Annotated in this window: 14 protein-coding genes; 10 read left to right on the forward strand and 4 right to left on the reverse strand. The window is 48.1% G+C overall.

Annotated features, from left to right (window positions below; all coding sequences use genetic code 11):
- The first annotated feature begins 5 nt into the window (after positions 1 to 5).
- From dinB to TH63_RS07155, 4 genes are all read left to right on the forward strand, one after another.
- A complete protein-coding gene (gene dinB / locus TH63_RS07135; RefSeq protein ID WP_048920343.1) occupies positions 6 to 1,157 on the forward strand; it encodes a DNA polymerase IV in 1,152 nt (383 codons plus the stop codon).
- Positions 1,158 to 1,921: 764 nt separating this feature from the next.
- Positions 1,922 to 4,876: a DNA polymerase III subunit alpha gene (locus tag TH63_RS07140; protein WP_048920344.1), complete on the forward strand. Its 2,955-nt coding sequence runs from the start codon at positions 1,922 to 1,924 to the stop codon at positions 4,874 to 4,876.
- Between the two features lie 644 nt (positions 4,877 to 5,520).
- Positions 5,521 to 6,927 carry a S8 family peptidase gene (locus TH63_RS07150; RefSeq protein WP_048920346.1) on the forward strand — a complete coding sequence of 469 codons (1,407 nt, stop codon included), beginning with the start codon at positions 5,521 to 5,523 and terminating at the stop codon, positions 6,925 to 6,927.
- A 232-nt stretch (positions 6,928 to 7,159) separates the two neighbouring features.
- Complete coding sequence (locus TH63_RS07155; RefSeq protein ID WP_048920347.1) at positions 7,160 to 8,260, forward strand: PAS domain-containing sensor histidine kinase; 1,101 nt, start codon at positions 7,160 to 7,162, stop codon at positions 8,258 to 8,260.
- A gap of 15 nt (positions 8,261 to 8,275) precedes the next feature.
- Here TH63_RS07155 and TH63_RS07160 read toward each other — a convergent pair whose 3' ends face one another.
- The gene (locus TH63_RS07160; RefSeq protein WP_048920348.1) at positions 8,276 to 8,566 is read right to left on the reverse strand and encodes a hypothetical protein; all 291 of its coding nucleotides are present in this window, start codon (positions 8,564 to 8,566) and stop codon (positions 8,276 to 8,278) included.
- A gap of 280 nt (positions 8,567 to 8,846) precedes the next feature.
- On the opposite strand from TH63_RS07160, the gene TH63_RS07165 reads away from it, so the two are divergent.
- The 4 genes from TH63_RS07165 to TH63_RS20290 all read left to right on the forward strand — a co-directional run bounded on the left by TH63_RS07165 (position 8,847) and on the right by TH63_RS20290 (position 14,864).
- Positions 8,847 to 9,803 (forward strand): UTP--glucose-1-phosphate uridylyltransferase, encoded by a 957-nt coding sequence (locus TH63_RS07165; RefSeq protein WP_048920349.1) that lies wholly within the window; start codon positions 8,847 to 8,849, stop codon positions 9,801 to 9,803.
- 119 nt (positions 9,804 to 9,922) lie between these two features.
- Entirely contained in the window at positions 9,923 to 13,189 is a 3,267-nt protein-coding gene (locus TH63_RS07170; RefSeq protein ID WP_231583562.1) for a UTP--glucose-1-phosphate uridylyltransferase, read from the forward strand.
- 362 nt (positions 13,190 to 13,551) lie between these two features.
- Complete coding sequence (locus TH63_RS07175; RefSeq protein WP_048920351.1) at positions 13,552 to 14,574, forward strand: alcohol dehydrogenase catalytic domain-containing protein; 1,023 nt, start codon at positions 13,552 to 13,554, stop codon at positions 14,572 to 14,574.
- Between the two features lie 125 nt (positions 14,575 to 14,699).
- On the forward strand, positions 14,700 to 14,864 hold the full coding sequence (locus TH63_RS20290; RefSeq protein ID WP_156180465.1) for a hypothetical protein: 165 nt from the start codon (positions 14,700 to 14,702) through the stop codon (positions 14,862 to 14,864).
- Positions 14,865 to 15,249: 385 nt separating this feature from the next.
- Here the strand turns inward: TH63_RS20290 and TH63_RS07180 are convergent, their stop codons facing one another.
- Positions 15,250 to 15,888 carry a porin family protein gene (locus TH63_RS07180; RefSeq protein WP_048920352.1) on the reverse strand — a complete coding sequence of 213 codons (639 nt, stop codon included), beginning with the start codon at positions 15,886 to 15,888 and terminating at the stop codon, positions 15,250 to 15,252.
- Positions 15,889 to 17,322: 1,434 nt separating this feature from the next.
- Here TH63_RS07180 and TH63_RS07185 point away from each other — a divergent pair.
- Complete coding sequence (locus tag TH63_RS07185) at positions 17,323 to 17,547, forward strand: hypothetical protein (RefSeq protein ID WP_048920353.1); 225 nt, start codon at positions 17,323 to 17,325, stop codon at positions 17,545 to 17,547.
- 1,061 nt (positions 17,548 to 18,608) lie between these two features.
- On the forward strand, positions 18,609 to 19,007 hold the full coding sequence (locus TH63_RS07190; protein WP_048920354.1) for a hypothetical protein: 399 nt from the start codon (positions 18,609 to 18,611) through the stop codon (positions 19,005 to 19,007).
- A 117-nt stretch (positions 19,008 to 19,124) separates the two neighbouring features.
- Here the strand turns inward: TH63_RS07190 and mnmE are convergent, their stop codons facing one another.
- Entirely contained in the window at positions 19,125 to 20,504 is a 1,380-nt protein-coding gene (gene mnmE, locus TH63_RS07195; RefSeq protein ID WP_048920355.1) for a tRNA uridine-5-carboxymethylaminomethyl(34) synthesis GTPase MnmE, read from the reverse strand.
- Positions 20,505 to 20,542: 38 nt separating this feature from the next.
- Positions 20,543 to 21,040, reverse strand: a complete 498-nt coding sequence (locus TH63_RS07200; protein WP_076606430.1) for a thioredoxin family protein — start codon at positions 21,038 to 21,040, stop codon at positions 20,543 to 20,545.
- Positions 21,041 to 21,530 lie beyond the last annotated feature (490 nt).

Below are 21,530 nucleotides of genomic sequence, written 5' to 3' on the forward strand. Positions count from 1 at the left end.
AGAATATGTTGGTAACAGACAATCGCACCATTGCTCATTTGGATTTGGACACGTTTTTCGTGTCAGTAGAGCGTTTACGCAACACCCAGCTCCAGCAAAAACCCATTATCATTGGCGGCCTCTCAGACAGAGGCGTAGTGGCCAGTTGCAGTTATGAGACCCGTTTCTTTGGCGTGCACGCCGGCATGCCTATGAAGATGGCCCGTCAGCTTTGCTCAGAGGCCATTGTGCTGCGCGGTGACATGGAGGCCTACAGCGACTACTCCAACAAGGTCACCCAGGTCATCGCCGACAAGGCCCCGCTCTATGAAAAAGCTTCTATTGACGAGCATTACCTGGACGTGAGCGGCATGGACAAGTTTGTGGGCACCTGGAAATGGACGAACGAGCTCCGCAGCACTATCATGAAAGAGACAGGCCTGCCCATTTCCTTCGGCTTATCAGTGAACAAGACGGTGTCTAAGATTGCCACCGGGCAGGCCAAGCCCAACGGAGCGCTGCAGGTGTGCCAGGCAGAGGTGAAGCCGTTTCTGGCGCCGCTCTCCATCCGGAAGATTCCTGGGGTGGGGCAGAAGAACTACCACCTGTTGCGCAACATGGGCATTCCTACCATTGAGGTGCTCACCATGATTCCGGTGGAGATGATGCAGAAGGTGCTGGGCAAGGAGGGCGTCCATATCTGGGAGAAGGCCAACGGCATTGACCGCGCGCCAGTGGTGCCCTACAGTGAGCAGAAATCCATCAGCACAGAGCAGACCTTCGCCACCGATACCACTGACCTGGCTTTGCTCAACAGCCTGCTGGTGTCCATGACCGAAGGCCTGGCCTATGACCTGCGCCAGCAAGGCAAGCTGGCCGGCTGCATCACGGTCAAGATCAGGTACGCCAATTTTGACACCCACACCCAGCAGATCTCCATTCCCTATAACGCCTCAGACCATATCCTTATCAGAAAAGCCAAAGAGCTGTTCCAGAAACTCTACAACCGCCGCTTGCTCATTCGGCTGCTGGGCGTGCGCCTGAGTAACCTGGTGCAGGGCTTCCAGCAGATAGACCTCTTTGAAGACACCACTCAATTGGCCAGCCTCTACCAAGCCATGGACAAAATCAGGCATCGGTACGGCGGGGAGGCGGTAAAGCGGGCGGTAGGGGTTTGAGGATTTGAAAATGTGGGGATAGGCGTTTTGAGGTCGTTTTCTTCAAAACAACCCCAAAACGCAATAAGCGGTATTCCCTCTCCCCGGGGGAGAGGGGTAGGGTGAGGGGCAGCGGTAATTCATGGGCAAAGGCTTATTCAACTGTTATCGAATGCTTCTTCACCCTTTGCTTTTCGGGAGTTCCACTCCCGAAAGAACCTGCTGAGGAGTTCTACTCCATCGGGAGCCACGGTTATAAGAAGGGGGTGAAATCCAAAGCAGCTTACTTCCAGAGTGGAAGCACGAAAGAGCAAAGGAGCGCGAGGCAACAGCTTCCCATATCCCCTGGCCTATCAGGGGACAGGCCAAGGAAAAGAAACGGCTCTGTTAGTCGGAATAGCGGGGGCAAGGGGATTCCAAATCCCTCTTTCAACTGCTTCCGGATTGCAAATCCGGAAGAGCGGAGGAAGCAGTAATTTCCATGTGGTAGCACCCATTTTATAACTGAGGCTTTTTTATCAGAAGCTTCTTTCCCCGCATCCTAATCTTCTCCCTCAGGGAGAAGGAACTGCGCTACTGCGTTTCGAGGCTGTTTTTCCAAAAACGGGCCTAAACCAGCGGCTCAGAGTATCTACCTGCTCATTTTTCCAACAAGATCTTCCAGGGGTCTGAGTTGAAGTTAGATCGGAGCAATCCGAGAGCCCACAAGCATGCTTGTTCTAATTTGCAAAATTATGTTAAACATAAGTCGTGCTACTTGATACGCGCTACTTGCTACTAATTGAATGTTAGCCTTCGTCCACTCATATTATAGTCTGCGCTACGGAACCCTGTCTGTGGAGGAACTGGCCGCCGAGGCGAAGGCGCGGGGATACTCGGCGCTGGCTTTAACGGATATTAATGCCACTTCCGGGGTGTTCCCGTTTATTAAGGCGTGTGAGGCGCAGGGGCTGCAGCCGTTGGTGGGCATTGAGTTTAGGCGGGAGCAGCAGGTGCTGTACACAGGCATAGCGCAGAACCATGAAGGGTTGCGGGAATTGAACACGTTTCTGAGCAGCTACCTGTTAAAGCACCAGCCTTTGCCCGAGGTGCCGCCCGCGTTTTCGCAGGCGGTGATCATTTACCCGTTCGCGCGGGCCAAGGCACTTCTCCAGAAACAACCGCTGCGGGAGAATGAGTACGTGGGTGTATGCCCCGAAGAGGTGAACCAGTTGCTGTACTCAGGCCTGAGGCGGAATGGGGTGAGGCTGCTCCTTTACCCGCTCTTTACCTGCAAAGACACTGAAGGCGTGCACCTGCACCGCCACCTGCGCGCCATTGACAACAATATTCTCCTGAGCCAGTTGGAGGCGCAGCATGGCCTGGCCCCGGAAGGCTCCTGCTTTGCGCCCTGTCAGGCAATCCTGCAGCAATGCGCGCAGTTCCCGGAGCTCCTCCTGCACGCCGAGCAACTGGTGAAAGAAGCCGCGTTCACCTTTGACTTTAAGGTGCGCCGCAACAAACTCACCTTCACCGGCACCGACTATGATGATAAGCAACTGCTGGAGAAGCTGGCCTGGGACGGCCTCCGGAACCGCTACGGCGCGCAGCACAAAATAGCCAAGGAACGGGTGGCGCATGAGTTGGCCATCATAGACAAGCTGGGCTTCTGTTCGTACTTTCTCATCACCTGGGATGTGATTCGGTATTCCATGAGCCGGGGCTTTTACCATGTGGGGCGCGGGAGCGGAGCCAATAGCGTGGTAGCTTACTGCCTGCATATCACAGACGTTGACCCCATTGAGCTGGACCTTTACTTTGAGCGTTTCCTCAACCCTAAGCGTACAAGTCCACCCGACTTTGACATTGACTACAGTTGGGACGAACGGAACGAGGTGCTGGACTATATCTTCAAGCGCTACGGCCGTGACCACACCGCCCTGCTAGGAGCCATGGTCACGTTTCAGCAGAGCTCTATTCTGCGCGAGCTGGGGAAAGTGTACGGCCTGCCGAAGACCGAGCTGGATGCGCTGGTCGCCCAGCCGCAGGCCCCGGCCAACGCTAACCATCTCACCAAAGAGATTTTCCGGTACGGGCAAATGCTCACTGATTTCCCGAACGTGCGCTCTATCCATGCGGGGGGTGTGCTCATCTCAGAGGAACCCATTTACAACTACACCGCCCTGGACCTTCCGCCCAAAGGCCTTCCTACCGCCCAGTGGGACATGTACGTAGCCGAGAGCATAGGTTTTGAGAAGCTGGATATTCTGAGCCAGCGCGGCATTGGCCATATTAAAGAATGCGTGCAGCTGGTGCAGCAGAACCAGGGCATAAAGGTTGACGCCCATGACGTGGCCCGGTTCAAGACCGACGAGAAAGTAAAAGAGCAACTCAGGTCCGGCGACACCATTGGCTGCTTTTATATAGAGAGTCCGGCCATGCGGGGTTTGCTCACCAAGCTGCGCTGCGACAACTATCTGTCCCTGGTGGCGGCCAGCTCTATCATCAGGCCTGGCGTGGCCAAGAGTGGCATGATGAAAACCTACATCCAGCGGTTCCATCACCCAGAGCAGATCCAGCACCTACACCCGGTCATGGGTGAGCAGCTAGCCGAGACCTACGGCGTGATGGTGTACCAGGAGGACGTGCTCAAGGTCTGTCACCATTTCGCGGGGCTGGACTTGGCAGACGCCGATGTGCTGCGCCGGGGCATGAGCGGCAAGTACCGGTCCAAGGCCGAGTTCCAAAAGCTGGTAGACAAGTTCTTTGACAACTGCCGGGCCAAGGGCTATCCAGAACACATCACCAAAGAGGTCTGGCGGCAGGTGGAGTCGTTTGCGGGGTACTCGTTCTCCAAGGCGCACTCAGCCTCCTTTGCCGTGGAGAGTTACCAGAGCCTGTTCCTGAAAACCTATTATCCGCTGGAGTTCATGGTGGCCGTGATCAACAACTTCGGGGGCTTTTACCGCACGTGGGTGTATGTGCAGCAGACCCAGAAAGCGGGCGCAACCCTACATCTGCCCTGCGTGAACCACAGCAACTACTATACGTCTATCAAGGGAACCGATGTTTACCTGGGGCTGGTGCACGTGCAGAACCTGGAGCAGAAAATGGCCTTTAAGCTGGTAACCGAGCGGGAAGAGAGTGGCCTTTTCACTACCCTGGAGGAATTTGTAAGGCGCAGCCAGATCACGCTGGAACAACTCCTGATTCTGGTACGGGTGCAGGGCCTGCGGTTCACGGGCCTGGACAAGAAGACCTTGCTCTGGGAAGCACACCTGCTGCTGGGCCACAAGGTTCCGGCCCAGGGGGTAGCCTTGCTGTTCCAGGCTCCGGCCAAAACCTTCACGCTACCTGTGCTCACCCACACCTTTATAGAAGACGCCTATGATGAGATGGAGTTGCTGGGTTTCCCGGTAACCTGCTCATACTTTGATCTGTTGCAGACCCAGGAGCGGGGCGATGTGCCGGCCAAGGACCTGCTGGCGTTTCTGGGGCAGACGGTGCGCATGATGGGGGTACTGGTAGCTACTAAATATGTGCGCACCGTGCGGGGCGAGATCATGCAGTTCGGTACGTTTCTGGACCACGCCGGAGATTTCTTTGACACCGTGCATTTCCCGCCCAGCCTCAAAGCCTGGCCTTTTAAGGGAAATGGCGTGTACCTGTTATATGGAAAGGTGGTGGAGGAGTTCGGGTTCCCCAGTCTGGAGGTGGAGAAGATGGCCAAGCTCCCGTTCCAGAAAGACCCGCGGTATTAGCAGATTCCTACGCAAGGCAGAGACACGACAGAAGTAGATAAAGGCTAGGCCTCACCTTATATAATAGAGAGAGCTTTATTGATCTTGGCTAGAACGAAACAGGCGCCATACAATAATAATAGTGGCAGAAAATTTCTACATGCTTAATATGCCGGTCTAGCAGAGCCTGAAAGGCAGTTTTCATAAATTCCGTTTTAAGCCTGTTTTTAGAAAAACGGCCATAAAACGCTATATTATAAGTTATTATGAAGATATGTGTGAAATTGGTTTTAACTACCAAGTGAAAAACCTGCTTCAAGTAAACCTTTAAAGTCGCCACAGTGGGTTGCATCTAGCTTCAAACGCAAAGCAAAAAGTAGTAAAGAGCAAGAACTTTTCTTTAAAAAGAGGAGTTGGTTCATCAAATACCAATTTATAGGTATATATAGATAAAAAACTATTGTTACTTTTTGGCTATTTTTGACTTTGAAATTTGTTAAACAGAGTGGTGAATTAAGTTATTCAGACAGTTTTTATTTAAATAATATAGTTTTTTGATTGTTTTTCAGATGTTACTTTTTTAGATACTCTTTCCTTTAAATTCATCTTTATATTTCGTCAATTAGATTAACATTTATAACTAACCTTAACCACACCAAACTAACATGAAGAAAAAGTACCTTACAGTTGGTAAGTCTGCCATGGCAGCTGCTGCGTTATCCGTTGCCTTTTTAACAGGCTGTCAGACCGATCAATTAATGGAGACTGAAGGAGTATCTGCTGCCCAACAGGCGCAGGATGCCAAGTCGGCCGGTCAGGAGATAGTGCCTAACGAAGTGCTCGTTAAGTTCAAGGCTGGTGTATCTGATGATGTGAGATCAGCAGTTTTGGCCCGCATTGGCGGAAGCGTGAAAGAAAGAATCCTTACCAGAACCATGGAACGGTTCGGTGACAAAGAAGGTATTACGCTGGTGCATACCCCCATGGCCGCGTTAGAAGCAATTGGCAAAATCAAAGGTGAGACTAACATAGAGTATGCAGAACCAAACTATGTATACCATCACCAAGCTGCCTCTACAGACACCTACTTCACCAACGGTAACCTTTGGGGAATGTACGGTGACGCTTCTTCGCCAGCTAACCAGTATGGTAGCCAGGCTGCCGAGGCTTGGGCTGCTGGTAACACCGGTTCTGCCTCTGTGGTAGTAGGTATCATTGACGAAGGTGTGCAAACCACTCACCCTGAATTACAAGGACAGATTTGGGTGAACCCATATGACCCAATTGATGGTGTTGACAATGATGGCAACGGTTACATTGATGATGTAAACGGATGGGATTTTGACGGAAACAACAGCCAGGTATATGACGGTGGCTCTAGCGGTGGAACCGATGACCACGGTACGCACGTGGCTGGTACCATTGGTGCTAAAAACAATGGCACTGGCGTAGTTGGCGTGAACTGGAATGTGACCATGATCTCTTGTAAGTTCCTGGGCCGCAGAGGTGGTAACACTGCCAACGCAGTAAAAGCCGTTGATTACCTGACTGACCTGAAAACCCGTCATGGTATGAACATTGTAGCCTCTAACAACTCTTGGGGTGGCGGTGGCTATTCTCAGGCATTGTATGATGCGGTTGAGCGCGCCAACGCTAAAAACATTCTGTTCATAGCAGCCGCTGGTAACGGTGGTTCTGATGGAGTAGGTGATAACAATGATGCCGTAGCCAGCTACCCATCTAACATGACCAATGCCAACATCATTGCCGTAGCCGCTATTACCAACACTGGTGCCAAGTCTTCTTTCTCTAACTACGGTGCTACTACTGTTGATATTGGAGCTCCTGGTTCTGCTATCTGGTCTTCTACTGCCTACAACACGTTGTCTTCTTACAACGGTACGTCTATGGCAACCCCGCACGTAACTGGTGGTGTAGCTTTGTATGCAGCCTCTCACCCAGGTTCTACAGCCGCAGCTATCAAGAACGCGATCCTGAGCAGCGCAGTACCTACTGCTTCCCTGTCTGGTAAATGCGTAACTGGCGGTCGTTTGAACGTAAGCGGTTTCTAAGCTTCCATCAGTGAAAAGGTGAAAGGCCGCCCTGAGCAATCGGGGCGGCCTTTTTTTATGTCTTCGATCTTTCCCGATAGGGTTCTAAGGAAATAGAAATGCAAACAGAACCCCCGGAGAAAGGCGCAGATTACAAACGGACCAGCCTGAGGCGGCTAAACTTTTCCGTATAAAAACCGGTACAATTGAGCGATACCTCTGCACGAGTACATCACCTTTATTCAAAATACCCATGAACACTGATTCTGGTTTTTACCAAAGTTTGATTGAGCAAACCGGACAGGCCTTTTTTGCCTATGACATAAGCAGCCACCGGTTCACTTACCAGAACCCTGCCTTTAGAAAGGCTTTTGCACTGCATCAGATAAAAACCCACCCAGAGGTATTGCTGCATACGGTGCACCCAGAGGACCAGGGATATGTGCAGGAAATGTTGAAAGAACTCTTGCAGCGGGGCCACTGCAACGCTTTAGAATTCAGGGTTCAGTTTCCAGACCAGGAAGAACAGTGGGTATGTGTGCACCCGTCAGTGCTAAACGAGGCGCTAGGCAAAAAACTCATCATCGGCCACGCCGAAGACATTACTGCCCAGCGGCTGTACAATGATCACCTCAAAAAATTCTCCAACAAGAAAAACTCCATCCTCAACATCCTGGCTCATGACCTGGCCGGGCCCCTGGCCATGATCCATACCCTTTCCGCGCAACTGGCCGAAGACCTGAATACCAGTGTGCATGAAGACTCCCTGCACATGATCAACATTATTGAGCGAAGCAGTAAACAAAGCGGTCACCTGCTGCTGGAGTTTATGAACCAGGAATTTTTGGAGTCTTCCAAAATAGAGGTAGTGACCAGAAGGGTAAACATGGTAGAAAAACTCAAAGAAGCCATGGAGGAATATGAGGGGGCCAAAGGCGACCTTATTGGAAAGAAGATTGATTTCTTTTCCTCTAGCGAAAAGATCTTTATTGAGTTAGATGACCTCAAGTTTATGCAGGTTCTCACCAACCTGATCTCCAACTCGCTCAAGTTCACCCCAGACGGAGGCAAAATATCTGTTAGCGTAGAGGAGGAAGAGCAAAGCGTATTGGTAAAGGTAGCAGACACGGGTATTGGAATTCCTGAGAAGTATAAAGCCACCCTATTTGATAAGTTTACAGATGCCCGCAGACCAGGATTAAAAGGGGAGCAGTCTGTTGGCCTGGGCATGTCTATTGTAAAAACCATTGTGGAATGGCACAAAGGAGTAGTTTGGTTTGACAGCGAGGAAAACAAAGGCACCACCTTTTACATAAGGCTGCCTAAGAATGTGGTGATCTCTGCCAAGGATTAATGGCATTTGTAAAGTTCAGGCAGGAAATACCTCATAGACTCCAAAGCAGAGAGTATACAGTGCCAGCGCTAACCTGCGGGCCCGGGAAAGCCCGGCATAGGTAAGGTATAGAAGGGGCGGATTGTAGAGTAGGCTGATTTTTACTAACCCTTCCTCCGCCAGATTCTGTGATAAATCTAGTACATCTACTAAGGGAAGGTCCAGGTCTGCCGCTATGTCCTTAGAAAGGGTAGGATGGTCCTCAGGCTCCCGGTAGCTTCCCACCTTGGCTAGTAACGCCGACAGAATAAAATCACATTTCTCCATTGCCTTCTAAAGGTTAGGTCAATACCAATAAAACGAATATACGCGTCTGTTTTTTTTTCTTTTTCCAAAATGCGTCAGATTACGGAGTTACCCCGTGTTTTCTGTGATAAACCGAACCAACTGTGATTAATACGGAAGCCAAAACCTTAGCCCACGGGGTAGAGAATGTGATTTACCTTTGCCGCCAAAAGGTTCTGGTGGGGCCCGGTACAGGAAACCCTGAAATCAGTATCTTTGGAAGCACGTTGATTGTTCTCTTTACTCTACCTATCCTCATTTCATGAAAATAAGAAAAGCTGTTATCACCGCGGCAGCACGTGGCGAGCGGTTGTACCCTGTGGCTGATACCGTGCAGAAGGCAATGCTCCCGGTAGTGGACCTGGACGGTTTTGCCAAACCGGTCATTCAGATCATTGCTGAAGAAGCTTTCTCCAGTGGCATTGAAGAAATAGGGGTGGTCTGCGCCCCCGGCGATGGCCCCCGCTACCTGGAAGCCTTCGCTTCTTTGCGCAATAACCTGTTAAGCTCTTTCAAGAACACAGACTGGGCCCAGCGGGAGGCAGAAAAGGTAGACCAACTGCGCCAACGTCTCCATTTCATAGAGCAAAGCGAACCACTGGGGTATGGGCACGCGGTGTATTGTGCCCGCGGGTTTGTAGGGGAGGAACCTTTCCTGCTTATGTTGGGCGACCACCTGTACGTCTCTGAGGTGCGTGACCAGTCTTGCGCGGCGCAACTCATTGCGCTGGCTGTTCAGGAAGGTTGCGCTGTATCTGCGGTCAACCCCACGGTAGAGCACCAAATCCACCGGTACGGTACCCTCACCGGAAAGCATATGCCCAACCAACGGGGCGTTTTCCAGATAGACAAAATCATTGAGAAGCCCTCTTTAAGCACAGCTGAGCTGGAGTTGCAGACCCCGGGCTTACGGAGTGGCTATTACCTCTGCTTCTTCGGGATGCACGTGCTCACGCCGGCGGTTTTCCAAATTTTGCAAAACCAGTTGGAGGCTGGTAGCCAGAACACCCAGCTCACCCCGGCACTACAGGAGCTGGCCACCACAGAGAAGTACCTGGCGCTGGAGGTAAAAGGCAACCGGTATGACCTTAGCAAAAAGCTGGGTCTGCTGCAGGCCCAGATAGCGTTAGGCCTGGCAGGCCAGGCCCATGACGAAACCCTTACCTCCATGGTAGACCTTCTGGCCGAAGCGAACCAGCGGAAACAATCAAGGGCCTAACCACTACCAACGAGCAAACCGCTGACGCATTTAATTGCTTAGAAAAGAAGTAGATGAATATTTTTATACAAACCATTACTTCCAAAGATCCCGCAGAAAGGAACCGCTCTTTTTTTAGCATGAGCCGCAGTCTTTCAGCTAAAGACTTGTTCAAGGCTTTGCGGGAACTGGATGATTTCAGGAAAGCAACGCCCAGTTTATATGACAAGGTGCGCGCTATCCTTTTCCTGTTCGCCGGCTACCGTTTCTTCCTGATGGAAGCCTCCACCACGCCCGCCACCGGAAAAATACCTTATGCCGGTTTTGAGGATTTGCTGGCCCGGCGCTTTGAGCACGCCATTGCCACGTTTCTGAAGGAAATTGATACCCATGGCGCCAACGCCACTTTGTTCAGTGGCTTAGCTGAAAGCTACAATCATCTTTCTTTCCAGATCCTGGCAGACCAGGTCCGGAAAAGTGTGCGCTCCAGCAAAGGGAACCAGTGGATGTTCAGGGTAGGACACCAGGAGGAGCACCCTATCAAAATAAGCCCGAGGCTGCTCCAGCGCCCAGAAAACTCGCTTTTCTACCCGGTCCTAGAAGAGCAGACGGCCGTGCGCATGGACCTTACCCATAGCGGGTGGTCAGATATTTTCTTTCTGGGCATGGATTACCCCGAAGGGGCGCGGGTCCTGAATGTTTCCATTGACTTGGGCGTATTCGGTCGTGACCAGGAGATAAAGCCACCTTTGCAATCATACGTGAGGGTAATTCCGGAGCCGGTCTTGCGGGTGACCAGTATAGACCTGAATACCTCCAAAGACATAAAGGACCTGGATGATCTGTTCAATTTCGGGAATGATTACTTAAGCCTTATCAAAGCCGGTGTCATTGCCTCGGGCCTGATCCCGCCGTCCTTTGAAGGCACCAACCAGTCTCTGCCCGACATCCTGGCCCGTATTGTGGCCCCCGGCATGGGGTTGGAACTGGTAACCAAGGTGAACAACATACCCAAGGGGTCCAGGTTTGCCGTTTCCACTAACCTGCTGGGTTCTATCATCAGTTTGCTCATGCGGGCCACGGGGCAGACAAAGAATCTGGTGGGCGGCTTGGAGGAAAGCGAACGCCGACTGGTAGCCTCCAGGGCCATTTTGGGTGAATGGATTGGGGGCTCCGGTGGGGGCTGGCAAGACTCCGGCGGGGTATGGCCCGGCATTAAAGCCATCCAGGCCACGTTCGCTCTGGAGGGCGACCCTGAATTCGGCATCAGCCGTGGCACTTTGCTGCCCCGGCACCGGGTATTGCAGGGCCAAGACATCCACCCAGAGATGGGCCACAAGCTCATGAATTCCCTGGTGCTCATGCACGGGGGAATGGCCTCTAACGTGGGCCCTGTGCTGGAAATGGTTACCGAGAAGTACCTGCTACGGGGTGAAAAGGAATGGGAGGCTCGCCAGCAAACCAACCAGGTATTTGATAATATCCTGGAGGCCCTAAAAGAAGGCGACATCCGGAAACTAGCCGCCAATACCGCTTTCAATTTTGAATCACCCATCAAGACCATTATTCCCTGGGCTTCCACCCATTTTACCGAGGAGATAATAAGACGGGCAAAGAAAGAATTTGGGGAAAATTACCTTGGCTTTTTAATGCTGGGCGGTATGTCTGGCGGCGGCATGGGCATGTTTGTGAACCCAGACCATTATGAAGAACACAAACACAAAGTGCTGGAGATCTTAAGAACCACCAAAGCCGAGCTGTCTGATTCTTTACCCTTTGCCATGGAACCAGTGGTCTATAATTGGCGCATCAATGAAAAGGGCTCCTGGTCTTACCTGCGCGAAGGCGCAGAAGCCCTTATGCCTGAGCAATACTATGGCATACACGTGTCTGAGCTGGTGCGCAAAGACCCGCAATCCATTTCTTATGTGCGCCGCGCCGAAATAGATTTCTTTACTACCCATTGTGAGCAGAACAACCTGGCGTACCCGCTGTTGCGCACTATCATCAGTAATCTGTTCAAAGTCTCTGACCCCGCCAGCCAAACCAACCGGGCCCAGGAAAACGACAAAGCAGACCGCATCAAAAAAGAAAATGGGTTTGACTACATCCAGCACGAAGAAATAAGGGAACAATTGCAGAAAGGGTACATTGGGCTTTCCAGAAACCGGTTACCTAATGAAACCACCATTCAAGACGTGCTGCCTGGTGATTTTGTAGCCCTGGAAACTCTGACCAGTACCACCAGTACCGGTCAGGATGCTTTGAAAGCAGGACAGGTGGCCGTATTAAGCCTGGCTGCCGGGGTTGGCAGTCGCTGGACCAAAGGGGCCGGGGTGATAAAGGCCCTCAATCCTTTCATAGAGGTGGAAGGGGTGCACCGCAGTTTTCTTGAGATTCACCTTGCCAAGACCAAAGCAGTTGCAGCCAGATACGGCGCGTTGGTTCCTCATATAGTGGCTACCAGTTACCTTACCCATGAGCCTATTCGAAAGCACCTGGACCTGACCCGCAAATATGGTTACCAGGGTCAGGTGTATTTGTCGCCGGGCAGGTCCATTGGTCAACGCTACGTGCCCATGGAACGTGACCTTCGGTTCTTATGGGAAGAGACCCCGCAGGAAACCCTGGATGAGAACAAGCAGAAAGTGCGCGAGGCAGGCAGAGCCGCTATGATCACCTGGGCGAAGGGCAAAGGCGAAGGCGCTGACTATACAGACAACATTGCCTCGCAACGCTTCTCACCATTGGGCCACTGGTATGAAGTGTCTAATTTGCTACGCAACGGGGTACTGGCACAGGTATTGGAAGAAAATCCTCAGTTGGAGACTATCATGCTTCACAACATAGATACCCTGGGAGCGGATTTGGATCCGGCCGCGTTGGGTTACCATCTGGAATCGGGTAATGCCCTTACCTTTGAAGTGGTGCCCCGCCGCATAGAAGACCGGGGCGGCGGACTGGCCCGGGTAAACGGGAAGGTGCGACTGCTGGAGGGCCTGGCGCAGCCGCGCGAGGAAGATGAACTCAACCTGAGCTACTACAATACCATGACCACCTGGATCCAGATTGACCCGCTGCTTGCGCTGTTCGGGCTTACGCGCGCCGACCTGAAAGGGGAGGAGGTGGTTCTTGCCAAGGCAGTGAGAAATGTGGCCCACCGCATGCCTACCTATGTTACCATCAAAGATGTGAAATACCGTTGGGGACACGGGCAGGAGGATATTTACCCCGTGGCGCAGATAGAAAAGCTCTGGAGTGACATGTCTGCCCTGCCTGATCTCAAATGCGGTTACCTGGCCGTTCCGCGCCTAAGAGGGCAGCAAATGAAAGACCCTGCCCAATTAGACAGTTGGGTCACTGACGGAAGCAAAGACTATGTGGTTTTCCTGGGTGATTTTCGGTAACAGGCAGGTGCCCACTGTGACTTTAATTAAGATGAAAGGCGGGCGTGTTTATTTATGATAGGGGCAGGAGTTATGGCCGTTCTGCGTTTTGAGGGTGTTTTTGTGAAAACGCCCTCAAAACGCGGAACTAGTTGCTCACCCTAAGACTACAATGCTCTTTTGAACTTAGTCGGTTTTCCAGAATTATCCCTTCCCGACCTAGCTAATTTTGGCAAACACCAACTAGTATAGCGAATTCCGAATAGTAAAAGATGGTTGTGTTTTGGGCCTGTTTTCGCCAAAATGCCCCTAAAACGCTCGGAGTGGAAGCCATTCCTTGTAACACCCATTTATAGGTTATTTACCAAAAATCATTTAACAGTATGCTTCAACGCCAGGTGTACCGCATGCCCATGGCAGGTTCTATCAAGAACTTAATGCTGCAAACGGAAGCGCTAGGTCCGCCCGCGGCCCATGAGGTATGTGTGCAGGTGGAAGCCATAGGCCTTAATTTTGCCGATGTCTTCGCCATGCAAGGACTCTACAGTGCCACCCCGGAAGGCTCCTTTATTCCAGGACTGGAGTTCTCAGGCGTTATTCTTAATGTGGGTGAAGCCGTGGATAACTGGAAAGCAGGCGACCGGGTAATGGGCGTAACCCGATTTGGCGGCTACGTTTCGCACCTCAACCTTGACCAGCGGTATGTAGTGGCACTGCCCCCTGAGAGGAGCTTTGAGGAAGGGGCGGGCTTTTTGGTACAAGGTCTCACAGCATATTATGCCTTAACCCAGCTGGGCAACCTGAAAAAAGACATGGCGGTACTCATCCATAGTGCCGCCGGGGGCGTGGGCCTTTTAGCTAACCGTATTTGCCAGAAATACGGGGCCTACACCATCGGGACAGTGGGCCGGCCTTCTAAGATAGATTTTCTGCAGCGGCATGAGGAGTATGATCAGGTGATCCTTCGGGACGGGCATTTTCCTCAGAAACTAAAGGATGCACTGGGAGCCCGGCCGTTGCTTCTGATTATGGAATGTATTGGCGGGGAGATTCTGGCGCAGGGTTGGGAAGCCTTAGCGCCCATGGGCCGCATGGTAGTCTACGGCAATGCCAGTTTCGCTAGCCACGGCTCCCGGCCCAATTATCCCCGACTTTTCTGGAAATTCCTGAAGCGCCCAAAGATAGACCCACTTAAATTGCCCACCCTCAACAAGTCCCTCATGGGTTTCAACCTCATTTACCTCTATGAACAGGTAGACATGATGCACCAGTTGCTGCATGAACTAGAGGCTCTGCAGTTACCCCCGCAGCATATTGGTCATGTATTTGCATTTGAGGAAATGCCCGCCGCTATAAAGCTTTTCCAGCAGGGGAAGACGATAGGTAAGGTGGTGGTAAGGGTTTAATAGGAACTCTTTTCGTTCTTAAAGGAGGGAACAATATTGGATAAATTTTTCTACAAAGAAGCCTTAAATTAAAGCCAGGAAAAGTATATTAACTATCTATTAAATAATAAAGTAGGCATAACTATATGGGCACCAGATCTGAAGACCAGCAAAAGAAGCAGCGCCAGAAGGAATTCAAGGAAAGAAAGGAAAATGAAAAGCGCCTTAAAGCTGCAACAAAAAAAGCGAAAGGCGATACATCCATGAAGAATGAAGAGTTGGGTAGAAAAAAACTTAGAAAAAAGTATTAATTATTTCCATTAATTAGATTGAAACTAAATCGAGATAATATCAAGTTTTAGTTTGTTAGCGAGATAGGTATTTTCTTAATTCTAATTTGCCCTCCAGGTTAAGAAAACTCTGATATATTTGCCAGAACAGAATTTATAAAAAAATGGTTACTACCTAATTGTATTGCACCTATAGTATAATTACCGAAATAAATAAATAAATCTAAAACGAGTAAGAAAGAATGCTCAAGAAGATTTATTGGAAATAAAAAAGGGAATTAATAATATGAAATGCGAGGGAGGGTTTAGATAAAGAATTTGGCGCCTATTTGCTAATTATAAGTTATGATAAAAAAAATGGGACTCCAATTTATGGAGTCCCATGCACTAAAAACAAAAAAAATTATTATTTAAATTGGTAGAAAACCCCAAATTGCCAAGTGCGCATATAAGCGCCTTGTCCTGGGTAAGTGCCTGATGGATAAATATTTGTTAGTCCCCAATTGAAGCGACCATCTAAACCAAATCCAGAATTATGAAGATATCCTAGTCCAAAGGCCCATGCTATATCAACTCTTTGGATATCTAGTTTTCTAACTTCATCATTATTTTTGTCTTCGAAGTTAGCGTTTACAATTAAACCAACTTGTGGCCCCGTTTGTATCCTAAAACTTGGGCCAAACATGTATTGTGCTAATATTGGAAACTTTAAAAGATTTAAATCAGTTTTGCCTTGATAACGTCCAATACTAGAATTACCCGGCCAGTCATATTCAGCTCCCTCTTTAGAATAAATTAATTCTGGTTGGAGAGCCCACTTATCACTTAAATGATAATGTGCTAATACTCCAACGTGGAATCCCATTCGGGAGGAAATATATTCAGATGGTACTCTATCATCGTCATTAATGTATGCCACATTCAGACCTGCTTTAATTCCAAGTTTTAATTTATCATCAGAGTCAGAACTTTGAGCCGATGCTACATGTGTGAAAAAACTACCTAATGTAACAGCAGTTAATAATAGTAAACTTCCTTTTTTCATTTTATGAGTTATTATAGATTTTTAAAACCAAAAGTTAAATACAGGAAAACAATACAAAAACAATATTACGTAATACTTGATATCTAACTCAAATACTTTTTACACATTAATTGTAGATAGTATGCATTGCCTAATGATAAATAGATTTTAAACCCAATTAAAGAAATGGGCAAGCTATTAAAATTGTAAATAATATTTACAGTTGCTTAAAATCTTTTGCTAAAATATGAGCATATTCTTAAGTGTTTTTTACCATCTACATGATATAGTACTTTGCCTTAAAATACCTTAAATGGAGTTCTTGCCTTATATTACCTTAACCATATACAGTTGTGGGCAAAAAAAGTTTTAAAAAAATAATTTCACTCGCAGGCCATCAGGTTTGCAAATGCTATTTTATAAATCTTGGTGTGTTTGATCTACTGGTTTTGTAAGCTTTCACGGAAGTTTTGCCATTGTAATGTTGTATACCGAAGCTAAAATCTATTCAAATTTTAAATTTATTGCCTGGTTGGGGTTATCATGGTTGAAAACCTCCAGGCTCTCTTTAGATTTCTGTCCTACTCCGTCAAGCGTTCTGAGTAAATATCGCCTTTTGCTTCCTTTTTAGCACACGATGTGGGCGTTCTTAATTTGATTAAAGTTGACTGAATACCGGCATTCCATTGGTCTACCTGATAAGCCATTGAGATAATGGGGGTTAAACTTCATTCTGGTGTCAATACGAATCCTCTCAGGCAGCCACCTTACCTTCTTTTGGGACCCTAGCACTTAAAAAAAGCCGTCTAGCTGGTATAAAAAGGTTAGCCTCCAAGGTATGAACTTTCTTACTAAAACCATCCACAATATTTAAGAGCTTGAACTTTCTACCGGCCTATAGGTTGTCCCTCCTATATTCTGCCAATAAAAAATCTTAATAGCCTCAATCCGGGAAAAGACCTGCTTGGCGCGTAGACAATCTCGTTCTAAATCTTCTTCTGATGTTTATTTTTAATTGGCTACAGGCCCATTGAATGCGTTTGAGATTTCATTCATGGCCCATTCTCCGGATTCTTTGGAAACACTGCCAGAAACCGTCCGCCTGAAGTTTAGCCTACATTAACTAAAATTGCTCTTCTATTTTAAAATCAACCAACGCTTTTCTTTTGTCAGGTCCAATTTTCTATTGAATCCTTTAAAGCGGGGTGCACAAGCGAGAACTCAGTAAACCTGGATTTGGGGGGGCTATTCTTCCAGGTCCTTCATACGCTTGAGCTATTTAATTTCCAGTCCTCAGTTGCGCTTGGGCTGTTTGTAGAAAGTGGTTGTGGTGATTTCCAGTTACCGGCAAATTTTTAGGTTTTGTAGTCATCCCTATAATCCTTGTTAATATGTGTCTACGCGAATATTTTCACTCTCATTGCATTAAAATGTTACATGTTTTGTAACTTTTTAATGACCACATTTAAAGGTGGTCTACGCCTCCAAACTAGCCGGGGCTTATCTGAAATTTCTGCAAAGGCCAAGATAGATCGGTTAAAGCTGCCCATTCTCAATAAATTTCCTATGGGCTTTTGCCTCATTTACCTCTATGAGCAGGTGGAGATGGTGCACCAATTGTTGCATGAACTTCAAGCCTTGCAGTTTGTCCCCAAGATATTGGGCTTGCGTTTGGATTAGAGGAGAAGCATGTAGCTATTAAACTATTTCAACTGGAAAGACAGTAAGTAAGGTTTTGCTGGCGGGTAAAGCTTAGTGGATAATCCTAAATTGCCAAATTAATTGTGTCGTTCTATGCTTAGGAGTTTTTGTAACAACTTTCCTATCCCTTTTGGTAAGCTTGCATTCTTAACCTATCCATTTTCAGTACTTTATTGGTAAGCGGACCCTTCCATTGTTGTTCTATACTGGAAACACCAGTGGTGCTTCTAGAATAGAATACAAGTAGTTTCTTCTTATTAAGAGTAGGATTTTATTGACAAGTTTAACTTAGAATAGAAAAAGGTTTATTGAGAAAATTCATTGCAGGTATAGCCTTGGCTTTTCAAATTATCACGTTTGTCTTTGGCGTCTTTGCGAGGTAAGCAAAATTTAGATTGGTTAGAAGCCTTATAACAATCATAGCATAATTCATTTTTGCAGGAGGTAAGAGAGAGGATTGCTCCTGTGAGGAAGAGGGTAAAAGTTTTTTTCATAAAGAGATAAAATTAAATTGACTATAACTATTTAGTATTGTCAAAGATATTTAAAATTTGGATTTTTAAGAGAATAATGAATTATAAATTAATAATCTTATTTTAGTCTAAATACTAGAGTATAGAATGAGTGTTGCAATTTCTTTGAACCTACGGGATATTTCCAGCAGTACTTGTTCCAGAAAAGAGGATAATGGTTTTAACAAAGAGAAGGATGGATAAGTAAACGAAGTCAGTTTCACAATCCTTGTCATTTCAGCAGCATCTAATGATAGGAATAAGAACAAAACTAGAATATGATTCAAATAGTTTTTGATCAATGATATTGTACCCCTTACCGCCTAGAAATGGGAGTGGTTTTCCTTTGGGATTGGATGCGATGATTTGAAAACAGGCAAAAAAAAATAGTGATTGTAGCCCTTTCCAATAAGTGTAACCAATCCCTTCAGGTGAAATTTGGTCCTTACCCTAGGAAAACCGTAAGTAAAGATGCTTATGATTTAGCACTTACTTGAAAATATTTTCTACTCAAAATGATATGGTAACATGGTAATTTATGATAACGGGTTTTTAAAGCTGGATTACGAAACGAATACAGATATCCTCTCGGTAATGATGCCGCCCGTAGATACTATATTGCTTCCAGAAGTTGCCAGATCATTTGGTGTTATTGTGGAGCACGTGCGGAATTATGATATAAAGAAACTTTTGATTGATGCCCGTGAAACGAGGGTGGACGTAGAGGAGGAGGTATTCAAACCCATAATTTCTGACTTTGTCAAAGGACTGGCTTCCACCCGCATAAAAAGAGTTGCCCGGCTCGTGTCCCCAAGTTTCGCGAGGGAGCTGGTGGTCACAAAAGTTTTTCAGGATAGAGAAATACCCATAGAATTTGAAAGTTTTACGGAAGCCACCCCTGCGTATGCCTGGCTTGAAAATGATTAATTCTGGAAAGCATTTAAAGGCAAGTCGCGATTTGTATACATAAGAAAGCCCCTATGACTAATGGTCATAGGGGCTTTCTTATGTATAAAGTATATTCCTGAAGGTTGTATAAGAAAATTACTTCCCGATGCAAAACTTGGTAAAAATATTATCCAACAAATCATCCGTAGTGATCTCACCCGTAATTTCCCCTAAATAAAACAGCGCCCTTCTGATATCGGCGGCCAGCCAGTCGCCTGTTAACCCGCTGTCCAAGCCTTGAAGTACTTCCTGCAGGGCATCAGCGGTTTTCTGGAGGCCCTGGAAATGCCGGAGGTTGGTCACGATGGTGCGGTCGCCGGTAATGGCCTCGTTGGCATGTACCTGGTCAAGCAGTGTTTGCTTTAGTTCCTCTAAACCGACTTTGGTGCTAGCTGATAGTAGCACTAGGTTTTCAAGGGAAGTAAACCGGGCCAGTTGTTCCGGCGTAGCCAGGTCCTTTTTGTTACCTAAGAACAAGACCGGAATGTTTCCGACATGAAGAGCGGCAATTTCCGCCTCCAACTCTTCAGGAGTAGAGGTAGTAACGTCAAAGAGATACAGTACCAAGGCAGCTTTCTTCAGTTGTTCTTTGGTGCGGGCAACGCCGATGGCCTCCACGGTATCTTGGGTGTCACGCAAGCCGGCGGTGTCTATAAACCGGAACCTCAGGCCGCCCATCATGGCCTCGTCTTCAATCACGTCTCGGGTTGTGCCGGGAATGTCTGAGACAATGGCTTTTTCCTCGTTCAGAAGGGCGTTGAGCAGGGTAGATTTTCCGGCATTGGGTTTACCTGCAATCACAGTGGGTACACCATTCTTGAGCACGTTTCCCATCTCAAAGGACTGCAATAGGTCAGAGATAAGCTTTTGTAATTGTGCTATCAACCTCCGTAAGGCACTACGGTCGGCGAACTCCACGTCTTCCTCACTGAAATCCAGCTCCAATTCAATCATGGATGCAAAGTGGATCAATTGGGCCCGCAGCGCCTTGATCTCGGCGGAGAAACCGCCCCGCATCTGCTTCATGGCCACCTGGTGGGTAAGCGCCGAGTCAGAGGCAATGAGGTCAGCCACGGCCTCGGCCTGGGCCAAATCAAACTGGCCGTTCAAGAAGGCGCGCTTGGTGAATTCACCGGGTTCCGCTAGCCGGGCGCCTTTGCGCAGAAAAAGTTTCAGGAGCTGCTCGGTGATATAGGGGGAGCCGTGGCACGAAACCTCTACCACGTCTTCTTTAGTGTAAGACGCGGGCGCCTTGAACAAAGACACCACCACCTCGTCTAATATCTTATCCTCATCCCTTATAGTGCCAAAATGTAGGGTATGCGAGGGTTGTTTCTGCAGGTTCTTTCCTTTGAACACCTCCTGCACAATAGAAATGGCCTCGGGGCCCGACAAGCGGATGATGGCAATGGCGCCGTGCCCGGCAGCGGTGGCTAGGGCAACAATAGTATCTTTAGCGAGTAGTGAAGGTATCAAGACAGTAATATTCCTGGTATGCAAAAGCCGTTTAGGGGCTATTTTTCCGAAAGATACGCCAAAGCGCGCAGAAAGTCTTTGGGAGGTATAAAGCCGGGTACCCGTTCCATGATCTGCTGCTTCTCATTTAGGAACACCGTGGAAGGGTAGCTCATCTCGCCGTTCAGCAGGGAAAGCGCCAGTTCGTGGGCCCGGTATTTCTGCAGATATTTATAGGTCTTGCCATCAATAGTAACAGGGTCCCGAAGCTCAGCATTGAGTTTCACCACGTAATAGTCTTTGTTCAATTTGGCCACTATCTCTGGGTGCTGGTACACTTGCTTGTCCATGCGTTTGCAGTAGCCACACCAATCGGTATAGATATCAATCAGGATCTTCTTGGGGTGGGCCTTTGTTTTTTCAAGGGCTTGGGGAAGGGTAAGCCATTGTAACTTTTCAGCGGTTGGCGCTGTGGAAGTTTTGGCCTTAATGACTTCTCCTGGAGCAGCAGAGCCAGAGAAAAAGAAGAGGAAGTTAAAAAGAAGTAGGAGGTGCATTCTTGGATAAACGAAATAACTTGTTTTGCAAAGATACTGATAATCAATGAATAAGGTTAAGCCTTGTAATAAGGAGGTTGGGTCTTGATTTGTCTTAAGATTCTGTTTTAAGGCCATTTTTCGGAAAACAGGCTTAAAACGGCAGGCCTGTAGGAAGTATTATTTTTCAGGATTTAAAAGGGGCGTAGAACTATTAGTTTTTGGCTTCGGCAGAATACAGCGCGGTATTGGTAGTGGAGTAGGCCCAAGACTGTTTCTCCAAAGATCTCGTAGTGTGCGTAGCTCCTGCGAGTGTTTATACCAATGCCTTCTCCAAGATCCTTCTCCTGTGTAAACACCCCTCTGCAGAACTATGCTCTTTGCCTCCAACTCTCGTTTGCGCGATCCACCAGCGAAGAGTCAGAGTTTAGTGAGCGGTATTGCGTTTTGAAGCTATTTTTTAGAAAAGGGCCTCAAAACAGAAACCAGTTGTGCTGCTTGGGATTAGTAA

Source organism: Rufibacter radiotolerans (genome assembly GCF_001078055.1).
GTDB classification, from domain to species: Bacteria; Bacteroidota; Bacteroidia; order Cytophagales; family Hymenobacteraceae; genus Nibribacter; species Nibribacter radiotolerans.

Excerpts from the sequence above, each read along its gene's own strand:
- dinB (WP_048920343.1), top strand. The coding sequence starts at position 6 with ATGTTGGTAACAGACAATCGCACCATTGCTCATTTGGATTTGGACACG.
- TH63_RS07140 (WP_048920344.1), top strand. The coding sequence starts at position 1,922 with ATGTTAGCCTTCGTCCACTCATATTATAGTCTGCGCTACGGAACCCTG.
- TH63_RS07150 (WP_048920346.1), top strand. The coding sequence starts at position 5,521 with ATGAAGAAAAAGTACCTTACAGTTGGTAAGTCTGCCATGGCAGCTGCT.
- TH63_RS07155 (WP_048920347.1), top strand. The coding sequence starts at position 7,160 with ATGAACACTGATTCTGGTTTTTACCAAAGTTTGATTGAGCAAACCGGA.
- TH63_RS07160 (WP_048920348.1), bottom strand. The coding sequence starts at position 8,566 with ATGGAGAAATGTGATTTTATTCTGTCGGCGTTACTAGCCAAGGTGGGA.
- TH63_RS07165 (WP_048920349.1), top strand. The coding sequence starts at position 8,847 with ATGAAAATAAGAAAAGCTGTTATCACCGCGGCAGCACGTGGCGAGCGG.
- TH63_RS07170 (WP_231583562.1), top strand. The coding sequence starts at position 9,923 with ATGAGCCGCAGTCTTTCAGCTAAAGACTTGTTCAAGGCTTTGCGGGAA.
- TH63_RS07175 (WP_048920351.1), top strand. The coding sequence starts at position 13,552 with ATGCTTCAACGCCAGGTGTACCGCATGCCCATGGCAGGTTCTATCAAG.
- TH63_RS20290 (WP_156180465.1), top strand. The coding sequence starts at position 14,700 with ATGGGCACCAGATCTGAAGACCAGCAAAAGAAGCAGCGCCAGAAGGAA.
- TH63_RS07180 (WP_048920352.1), bottom strand. The coding sequence starts at position 15,888 with ATGAAAAAAGGAAGTTTACTATTATTAACTGCTGTTACATTAGGTAGT.
- TH63_RS07185 (WP_048920353.1), top strand. The coding sequence starts at position 17,323 with ATGACCACATTTAAAGGTGGTCTACGCCTCCAAACTAGCCGGGGCTTA.
- TH63_RS07190 (WP_048920354.1), top strand. The coding sequence starts at position 18,609 with ATGGTAATTTATGATAACGGGTTTTTAAAGCTGGATTACGAAACGAAT.
- TH63_RS07200 (WP_076606430.1), bottom strand. The coding sequence starts at position 21,040 with ATGCACCTCCTACTTCTTTTTAACTTCCTCTTCTTTTTCTCTGGCTCT.